The sequence below is a fragment of the Methanoculleus sp. genome, from assembly GCF_035363275.1.
Taxonomy (GTDB): Archaea; Halobacteriota; Methanomicrobia; order Methanomicrobiales; family Methanoculleaceae; genus Methanoculleus.
On record NZ_DAOSET010000074.1, the window covers coordinates 1 to 8,497 of the forward strand.

Annotated in this window: 10 protein-coding genes; 9 read left to right on the forward strand and 1 reads right to left on the reverse strand. The window is 63.5% G+C overall.

The window, feature by feature from the left end; translation table 11 throughout:
• Nucleotides 1-155 precede the first annotated feature (155 nt).
• Nucleotides 156-467: a hypothetical protein gene (locus PLN84_RS11930; protein ID WP_292383466.1), complete on the reverse strand. Its 312-nt coding sequence runs from the start codon at nucleotides 465-467 to the stop codon at nucleotides 156-158.
• Nucleotides 468-653: 186 nt separating this feature from the next.
• Here PLN84_RS11930 and PLN84_RS11935 point away from each other — a divergent pair, with 186 nt between their 5' ends.
• The 9 genes from PLN84_RS11935 to pdxT all read left to right on the forward strand — a co-directional run bounded on the left by PLN84_RS11935 (nucleotide 654) and on the right by pdxT (nucleotide 8,376).
• Complete coding sequence (locus PLN84_RS11935) at nucleotides 654-1,937, forward strand: ORC1-type DNA replication protein (protein ID WP_292383463.1); 1,284 nt, start codon at nucleotides 654-656, stop codon at nucleotides 1,935-1,937.
• Nucleotides 1,938-1,941: 4 nt separating this feature from the next.
• Nucleotides 1,942-2,433 (forward strand): Lrp/AsnC family transcriptional regulator, encoded by a 492-nt coding sequence (locus PLN84_RS11940; protein ID WP_292383460.1) that lies wholly within the window; start codon nucleotides 1,942-1,944, stop codon nucleotides 2,431-2,433.
• Nucleotides 2,434-2,443: 10 nt separating this feature from the next.
• Complete coding sequence (locus PLN84_RS11945; protein ID WP_292383459.1) at nucleotides 2,444-3,604, forward strand: aminotransferase class I/II-fold pyridoxal phosphate-dependent enzyme; 1,161 nt, start codon at nucleotides 2,444-2,446, stop codon at nucleotides 3,602-3,604.
• A gap of 674 nt (nucleotides 3,605-4,278) precedes the next feature.
• Nucleotides 4,279-5,289, forward strand: coding sequence for an adenylosuccinate synthetase (locus tag PLN84_RS11950; protein ID WP_292383457.1), 1,011 nt, complete (start codon nucleotides 4,279-4,281; stop codon nucleotides 5,287-5,289).
• A complete protein-coding gene (locus tag PLN84_RS11955; RefSeq protein WP_292383455.1) occupies nucleotides 5,286-5,471 on the forward strand; it encodes a methytransferase partner Trm112 in 186 nt (61 codons plus the stop codon). The genes PLN84_RS11950 and PLN84_RS11955 overlap by 4 nt, the downstream gene beginning before the upstream one ends.
• 8 nt (nucleotides 5,472-5,479) lie before the next feature.
• Nucleotides 5,480-6,007, forward strand: coding sequence for a hypothetical protein (locus tag PLN84_RS11960; protein WP_292383453.1), 528 nt, complete (start codon nucleotides 5,480-5,482; stop codon nucleotides 6,005-6,007).
• Complete coding sequence (gene cbiB / locus PLN84_RS11965; RefSeq protein ID WP_292383451.1) at nucleotides 5,986-6,906, forward strand: adenosylcobinamide-phosphate synthase CbiB; 921 nt, start codon at nucleotides 5,986-5,988, stop codon at nucleotides 6,904-6,906. The genes PLN84_RS11960 and cbiB overlap by 22 nt, the downstream gene beginning before the upstream one ends.
• Before the next feature lie 5 nt (nucleotides 6,907-6,911).
• Complete coding sequence (pdxS, locus tag PLN84_RS11970) at nucleotides 6,912-7,808, forward strand: pyridoxal 5'-phosphate synthase lyase subunit PdxS (protein WP_292383450.1); 897 nt, start codon at nucleotides 6,912-6,914, stop codon at nucleotides 7,806-7,808.
• Nucleotides 7,798-8,376: a pyridoxal 5'-phosphate synthase glutaminase subunit PdxT gene (gene pdxT, locus PLN84_RS11975; RefSeq protein ID WP_348532104.1), complete on the forward strand. Its 579-nt coding sequence runs from the start codon at nucleotides 7,798-7,800 to the stop codon at nucleotides 8,374-8,376. The genes pdxS and pdxT overlap by 11 nt, the downstream gene beginning before the upstream one ends.
• Nucleotides 8,377-8,497 lie beyond the last annotated feature (121 nt).

An 8,497-nucleotide genomic window follows, 5' to 3' on the forward strand; every position in this document is an offset into this window, starting at 1 on the left:
GGTTCGGTGCACCTGTCCCGGTTCCTCCTTTCTTCTCCGGGTTTCTTCCGGGTTCGGTGCACCTGTCCCGGTTCCTCCTTTCTTCTCCGGGTTTCTTCCGGGTTCATCGCGTTTCTTTTGTTTCCGCTCTCCTTCTCGGTTTTACTATTTTCCTCTTAGTCTCCCCTTGTTTTCCTGTATCCATCCTTTTTCCTCTCTCTGTCTCCTTGTTTCTCTTCGGTTTTTGTTTTTCTCTCTTTCTTCTCTCGTTCCGCTCTTTCTTCCCTTGTTCCTCTCTTGTTACGATAAAACTTTATATCTTGAGTTGCAGAGGTACACATGACTATCATCATCACTTTGATGAAATGATACCACCGTATCATCATCACGTTCCAGTCGAAATAAAGGGGTGGGGGTGATCCCCTCTTCCCTCTGCGCACATTCACCAGAAGGTTCTTCCCGATCCCATCTCCATCCCCCAGGTTCACCCGGAGGGTTCATTCTCCTCCCGTTCTCTCCTCCTCCCGGTCGACCAGATCCCTCTCGTACCCCACCAGGCGACAACCATATCTTCGTTCCACTGGAAACGAAGGGGTTATCTGTCTCGAAAGCGATCAGTTTAAGGGTCCTTGGCACGAAAATTTTCTGTCCGGGCAACCCCCTCCGGTGACATCATGTCGGACGATAAAACCAATCCAATGGGACTATTCAAGAAATACCTTACCAATAGGCGTATATTCAAGAACAGGGAAGTGCTGCGCCACAGCTATCGTCCCCAGATTCTTCCTCACCGGAAACCGCAGATCGACGAACTCGCTTCCATCCTTGCGCCCGCCCTCACGAACGAGACCCCGTCAAACATTCTCATCTACGGCAAGACCGGGACCGGGAAGACAGCCTCGGTTCGGTATGTTGGAACGGAACTTGAGAACGCAAGCGCCCTTGCCGGGACAAAGTGCAGGATCGTCCACCTCAACTGCGAGGTGATCGATACCCAGTACCGGGTCCTCGCCCAGATCGCGAACTGCCTCGACGACGCCGACCAGCACCCGAGCGACAGCACGAGGAACCACATCCCGATGACCGGGTGGCCGACCGACCAGGTCTACATGGAGCTCAAGAACCAGCTCGAGAGCAGCGGCGGGGTCATGGTCATCATCCTCGACGAGATCGATAAACTCGTCAAGAAGAGCGGCGACGACACCCTCTACAACCTCACCCGGATCAACTCCGACCTGAAGTTCGCCAAGGTCAGCATCATCGGGATCTCAAACGACCTCCGGTTCACCGACTTCCTGGACCCCCGGGTCCTCTCCTCGCTCTCCGAAGAGGAGATCGTCTTCCCCCCCTACAACGCCCCGCAGCTCTGCGATATCCTCCAGCAGAGGGCCGAGATGGCGTTTGTCGAAGGGGCACTCACCGAGACGGTCATCCCGCTATGTGCGGCGCTTGCGGCACAGGAGCACGGCGATGCCCGGCGAGCGCTCGACCTCCTCCGGGTCTCGGGCGAACTCGCGGACCGTGAGAACGCTACGGGCGTGGGCGAGAAGCATGTCCGGATGGCCCAGGAGAAGATCGAGACCGACAGCATGGTGGAGTGCATCTCCACTCTCCCGACGCAGAGCAAGGCGGTCCTCTACGCGATGCTGATCCTCGAGCAGATGGGCAAACGGATCTTCACGAGCGGGGAGGTCACGGTGGTCTACCGGGAGATTGCCCGGATCATCGACCTCGACGTCCTGACGCACCGCCGGATCACGGACCTCATCTCCGAACTCAACATGCTCGGCGTCATCAACACCCGGGTCGTCTCGCGGGGCCGCTACGGCCGGACGAAGGAGATGTGGTTCGACGCGACGACGAGCAAGATCGAGGAGGTCGTGACGCGCGACCCGAGGCTCGACGATGAGAGGCTGAAGCAACTCGACACCAATCGCTTAAAAGCAATGTTCAGGTGAAACTATGGACGAGAAGGACCGTATCCTCCTCCATCTCCTGGAGGAGAACTGCCGCACCCCGGAAAAAGAACTCGCGGTGCTGGCCGAGATGAGCGAGCAGGATGTACACAACCGGATAGGCCGGCTGGAAGCGACCGGCGCCATCCGCCGCTACGGGGCGGTCGTCGACTGGGAGCAGGCCGGCAACGGCAACGTCGCTGCGGTGATCGAGCTCAAAGTCTCGCCCGAGCGGGACTTCGGCTATGACCGGATAGCAGAGCGGATCGCCCGGTTCCCGCAGGTCCGGTCGCTCCGGCTGATGACCGGGGCCTACGACCTCCAGCTCCTGGTGGCCGGGCCGAGCATGCACGAGATCGCCCGGTTCGTCTCCGAGCAGATCGCTCCGATGGACCGGATACGGGAGACGGCGACGCATATCATCATGAAGACCTACAAGGAGAACGGCACCACCTTCGCCGAGCGCGAGGGTGTCGAGCGTCTCCCCTACTCGTTCTGAGGTGAGGAGCGTGAGAGATTTCGTCTCGGCACGGGCCCGTGCCATACCCCCTTCGGGTATCCGGAAGTTCTTCGATATCGCCCAGACCATGGAGGACGTCATATCCCTGGGTGTCGGCGAACCGGATTTCGTGACCCCCTGGTGCGTCTGCGAAGCGTCTATCTACTCCATCGAGCAGGGATCGACCGCCTACACCTCGAACAAGGGGACGCCCCAGCTCCGGGGCGCCATCAGCCGCTACCTCGATACCCGGTTTCGCACCCGCTACGATGCCGAAGACGAGATCATCGTCACCTGCGGCGTCTCGGAAGCCGCCGATATCGCCATCCGGGCCGTCACGGACCCGGGCGACGAGGTGCTGGTCGCCGAGCCCTGCTACGTCTCCTACACGCCCTGCGTCTCGCTTGCCGGCGGCGTCCCGGTCCCCGTCCGCTGCCGCGCGGATGACGAGTTCCGGCTGACGGCCGATGCGCTCGCGGAGTCCATCACCCGAAAGACAAAGGCCCTGATTGCAAACTTCCCGAACAACCCCACCGGCGGGGTGATGCAGGAGGCGGACTGGCGCGCTATCGCCGATCTCCTGGTCGACCACGACCTCCTCCTCATCAGCGACGAGGTCTACGGCGAGCTCACCTACGACGGCGACCACTTCTCGCCGGCGAGGCTCCCGGAGCTCCGCGAGCGGACGATCACCCTCAATGGGTTCTCCAAGGCCTTCGCCATGACCGGGTGGCGGATCGGCTACCTCTGCGCACCGCCCGAGATCACCGCGGCGGCCTTGAAGATCCACCAGTACGTCGCGCTCTGCGCCCCGGTCATGGGGCAGATCGCGGCCTACGAGGCGCTCCGGATCGGGGAAGCCGAGAAGGACGCCATGGTCCGGGAGTACCGGCTCCGGCGGAACCTCTTCGTCGACGGATTGAACAAACTCGGTCTTGCCTGCCACCTCCCGAAGGGCGCGTTCTACGCCTTCCCGTCGGTGGAGAGCACCGGCATGACCGATACCGAGTTTGCAGAGTCCCTCCTCCGCGAGCAGCACGTGGCGGTCGTCCCCGGGAGCGTCCTCGGGCCGTCCGGTGCGGGGCACGTGCGGTGCGCCTACGCGGTTTCGCGGGACGATCTCAAGGAGGCGATCTCCCGTATAGGGGCCTTCCTGGACTCGGTCAAATAAAAGAATCTCTCCAGACATCCCCGAAAATCAGATCAAAACTTTTTTTAACCGGTTCTTCTGCATAAGCGGTCTACAGTTCTGTGTCCGACGGGAGAATGACGGACGGAGAACCCCTTTATTTCCACTGGAGATGTGGATTTATTCAGGGTTTCCGGGTGCCCCGGGATCCGATCACACCCCTACCGGCATACGCATCCCGTCCCCTGAACCCCGGGCAGATCCGCGGGTTCGCATCCGCGCTCCGGGGAAAAGATCCGGCTACAGATCAGTACGTCGTATCCGGGGAAAACTCGATGCAATGGCCGGGAATGTACAGGAGATGAAGTTTCCAGTGGAAATGAAGGGGTTCGGATCCCGACGGTAACCGGACCGGGGACGATCTGCGGCCACGAAAATTAATATACAATGGCTTCTCACTTCCGGGCACCCGGGATATGCGCGTTTCGCGACGCAACGCCGGAGACGCCTCTCCAGCACCCGCGCATGCCGGGATCCCGTCCGGCCGCAGAAGGTGCTTTTCATTGCCCCGTATCGTGATCCCGTCTTCCTGAGTTCCCCTGCGGTCAGTCCGGAACCCCATGGAGCCCGATTGCCGGGAGAGGGGTTGCCTCCCCTCCCGGTATCACATTGTAACGTTTATCATCAAGTATCGCTCCATCCTACATGATAGAACAATGAGTTGTACTATTATCGTCGGCGGATTCTTTGGTGACGAGGGAAAGGGAAAGATCGTGGCCCACATCGCTCACCAGGACAGACCATCCATCATCTCCCGGGGCGGCGTTGGTCCGAACGCGGGACACACCGTCTGTATCGGGGAGAAAGAGTATGGTGTCAGGATGGTCCCCTCGGGATTCGTCTACCCGGAGTCGGCCCTCATGATCGGGAGCGGCGTGCTCGTCGATCCCCGGGTCTTCCTGCACGAGGTCGACCTGCTCGGTGTCCGGGACAGGACCTTTGTCGATGGGCGGTGCGGTGTCATCGAAGAAGAGCATATCGCCCGGGACAGGGCAAGCCGGCACCTCAGGGAGAAGATCGGGAGCACCGGGACCGGGTGCGGTCCGGCAAATTCAGACCGCGTCCTCCGGACGTCCCGGCAGGCAAAAGACGTCCCGGAACTTGCGGACTTCATCACCGATGTAGCACAGGACGTCAACAGCGCCCTGGATAAGGGTGAGACGGTCCTCCTCGAGGGGACCCAGGGTTTCGGGATCTCGCTCTACTTCGGGACCTATCCGTTCGTGACCAGCAAGGATACCTCCGCCTCGCAGATCGCCGCGGACAACGGCGTCGGCCCGACCCGGATTGACGATGTCATCGTCGTCTTCAAGGCCTACCCGACCCGGGTCGGGGAAGGCCCGTTCTCCACCGAGATGACGATGGAGCGGTCGCACGAGCTCGGTATCGAGGAGTTCGGCACCGTCACCCACCGCCAGCGCCGTATCGGCACCTGGGACGGGAAGATGGCCCGCTATTCGGCGATGATCAACGGCTGCACCCAGGCGGCGATCACCGGGATTGACCGGATCGACCCGGCCTGCTTCGGCGCGACGGACTACGGCCAGTTGAGCAAGAAGGCGAAGGACTTCATCGCGCAGGCCGAGAAGGATATCGGCAAACCCGTCACCCTGATCTCGACCGGTCCCGAGATGTCCCAGATCATCGATCTCCGGGGGGATTTATGAGAAAAAGCCTCATGGAGATCCTCTGCTGCCCCGTCTGCAAGGGCGACCTCGTCCTCACGGTGACGGAGGAGAGCGACGATGAGGTGTTGGAGGGTACTCTCCGGTGCGCGGCATGCTGCGTCGACTACCCCATCAGCGAAGGCATCCCGAACCTCCTCCCGCGGACCGCCTGCGAGGACTGACCCGGCCGATGTCGGAGATTCATCTCAACCGCCGGGGGATCAACGCCATCGAGGTCCCGCAAGAGGTTGAGGCGGCGGCAGGGAGCGATCTTGTTCTCAGGATCGTCAACCATGGCTCGCCGCTCCATATCACCCTCGCCTCCTCCAACTCCTCGCCCTTCACCGGCTTCTTCCACGAGAACCTCTACGTGGGCGAGAGCGAGGAGTTCCGCATCCCGATCCGGGAGGACGCCTACCCGGGGATCTTCACCGTGGAGGTCATTGCGGGATACGGCGCGAGAAAAGCGCAGTTCCGGGTCGTCGTCAGGGAGCGCAAAGCCCCGGAGCCCGGACCGGCGGAACCGGCCTCCGCCGGCATGGCGGTCCCGGCACTACCGCTCCCGCCGCTGCCCCCCGTCGCCGTCCTCGCCCCCGTCGCCGCTGCCCTGGTCCTCTACGCGCTCTGGCTCGTATTCCGGGTCGATCTCGTAAACGCCGCTGCGTTTGCGGCGCTGCTCATCGGGGTTCTCCTTGCATGGTTGCGGCAGCGGTCGTAGTCGCCGCGTCGCTGCTGGTGGATCGCCTGGTCGGGGACCCGCACTCCCGGTATCACCCGGTGGCGGTCCTCGGCCGGTTCATCGGGTGGTGGGGGGTCCCGTCCCGCTACCCGGCCGGCATCCAGCGGTCGATCGGGGTCGTGGGAACCCTCGCGACCGTGGCCCTCTTTGCCGCTCCTTTTGCGCTCGCAGAGTTCGCGGCCCCCTGGTACCTCTACCTCCTCCTCGCGCCCTTCCTCCTCAAGGCCTGCCTGGCCTGGCGGGCGCTCGAGGAACATGCCGCCGCCGTGGTCCGGGCGCTTGAGACCGGCAGCATCGACGCGGGCCGCTCGACGGTCGGGATGATGGTGAGCCGGGATACCGCGCATCTCGAGGGCGAGCACGTCCTCTCGGCCGCCTACGAGTCGATGACTGAGAACCTGGTGGACAGCATCATATCGCCGCTCTTCTACTTCGGGCTCTTCGGCCTCGCCGGGGCCGCCGTCTTCCGGGCGGTCAACACGATGGACGCGATGCTCGGCTACCGGGACGAACGGCTCCGGATCGGGTGGTTCCCGGCACGCGTCGACGACGTCCTGAACTTTATTCCGGCCCGGATCACCGGTCTTATCCTCCTCACCTACTTTGCGGCGAAGGGCCGGTTCGCCCCGGCCTACGCCGCGCTTCGCCGGGATAGCAGGAAGCGCCCCGGGTTCAACGGCGGGATCCCGATGGCCGTCATCGCCGGCGGCGTCGGGGTGCGTCTCGAGAAGCCCGGCGTCTACACTATCGGGGCCCCGGGGCGGACGCTTGCGGAGGGGGGCGCCGATATCGTCGCTGCAGTCCGGGCGGCGACGGTCATCTTCGCCCTCGCCGAGATCGCCGCACTATTTTTATTGGGGTCCATGAACTATACATAGAAGTAATGAAACTCGAGGAACTGAGATTTGGCACCGAGCTGATCAAGCGCGGCTTTGCGTCGATGCAGAAGGGCGGCGTCATCATGGACGTGGTCAACGCAGAGCAGGCCGAGCTCGCCGAAGAGGCCGGTGCCGTCGCTGTCATGGCGCTTGAGAGAGTCCCTGCCGATATCAGAGCGGCCGGGGGCGTGGCCCGCATGGCCGACCCGCAGAAGATCGTCGAGATCATCGACGCGGTCTCCATCCCGGTGATGGGGAAGGCCCGGATCGGCCACTTCGTCGAGGCGCAGATCCTGGAAGCCCTCGGCGTGGATATGGTCGACGAGAGCGAGGTGCTGACCCCGGCCGACGAGCAGTTCCATATCGATAAGACCCGGTTTTCCGTCCCGTTCGTCTGCGGCGCCCGGAACCTCGGCGAGGCGCTGCGCCGTATCGACGAGGGCGCGGCGATGATCCGGACGAAGGGCGAGGCCGGGACCGGCAACGTCGTGGAGGCGGTCCGTCACATGCGGGCGATCATGGGCGGGATCCGGGCTCTCTCGGGGATGGACAACCAGGAGCTCGTCGACCGGGCGCGCGATATCGAGGCGCCGGCAGCACTCGTCATCGAGTGCGCACAGCGTGGCCGCCTCCCGGTGGTGAACTTCTCCGCCGGCGGGATCGCGACGCCCGCCGACGCGGCCCTGATGATGCAGCTCGGGGCCGACGGCGTCTTTGTCGGGTCGGGGATCTTCAAGTCATCGAACCCCGAGGCGACCGCCCGGGCGATCGTGGAGGCAGTAAACCACTACGATGACCCGAAGATCGTCGCCGAGGTGAGCAAGGGTCTCGGCGAGGCGATGAAGGGCCTGGATGTCCACATGCTCCGGGAAGACGAGGTGTTGCAGACCCGTGGGCGTTAAGATCGGCGTTCTCGCGCTCCAGGGCGACGTCGCCGAGCACATCGCGGCGTTCCGGGAGTGCCTCGCGGACCGGCCGGGTTCAACGGTCGTCCAGGTCCGGCGCGTGGCGGACCTCGCGGACCTCGACGCGCTCGCGATGCCGGGCGGGGAGTCGACGACGATCTCCCGGCTGATCGGGAAAAACGGGCTTTATGAGCCGCTCATAGAGTTCGCGGGCGGGGTCTTTGCCACCTGCGCGGGGATGGTCCTCATCGCGGACCGGGTGGACGACCCCCGGGTCCGGACCCTAAATCTTATCCCGATGCACGTGGCACGGAACGCCTTCGGGCGGCAGGTCGACTCCCGCGAGGGGTATCTCGATGTCGCGGGGCTCGCGGAGCCCTTCCGGGCGGTCTTCATCCGGGCGCCGGTGGCGACGGATGTCGGCCCTCAGGTCCAGGTGCTCGCGCGTATCCCGGAGGGGGTCGCGGCGGTCCGGCGCGGCCGGCACATGGCATTCGCCTTCCACCCGGAGCTCGGCGGGGATCTGCGCCTGCACCGGATGTTTCTTGAGGGCCTCGAGGTATAGGCCCCGCTCTCCGCCTGTTTTTTCAACTTCCGGTGTCACTGGCCATCTGCCGCGCCCACGCCTCACCGTCGGCCGTCAGCCGGTAGATGATCCAGTTCCCCTGCGCCTCGCCGGCGATCAG

Bases quoted from the DNA above. Each gene is read 5' to 3' on its own strand.
- PLN84_RS11950 (WP_292383457.1), top strand. From the start codon at position 4,279: ATGAGTTGTACTATTATCGTCGGCGGATTCTTTGGTGACGAGGGAAAG.
- cbiB (WP_292383451.1), top strand. From the start codon at position 5,986: ATGGTTGCGGCAGCGGTCGTAGTCGCCGCGTCGCTGCTGGTGGATCGC.
- PLN84_RS11935 (WP_292383463.1), top strand. From the start codon at position 654: ATGTCGGACGATAAAACCAATCCAATGGGACTATTCAAGAAATACCTT.
- PLN84_RS11960 (WP_292383453.1), top strand. From the start codon at position 5,480: ATGTCGGAGATTCATCTCAACCGCCGGGGGATCAACGCCATCGAGGTC.
- PLN84_RS11955 (WP_292383455.1), top strand. From the start codon at position 5,286: ATGAGAAAAAGCCTCATGGAGATCCTCTGCTGCCCCGTCTGCAAGGGC.
- PLN84_RS11940 (WP_292383460.1), top strand. From the start codon at position 1,942: ATGGACGAGAAGGACCGTATCCTCCTCCATCTCCTGGAGGAGAACTGC.
- pdxS (WP_292383450.1), top strand. From the start codon at position 6,912: ATGAAACTCGAGGAACTGAGATTTGGCACCGAGCTGATCAAGCGCGGC.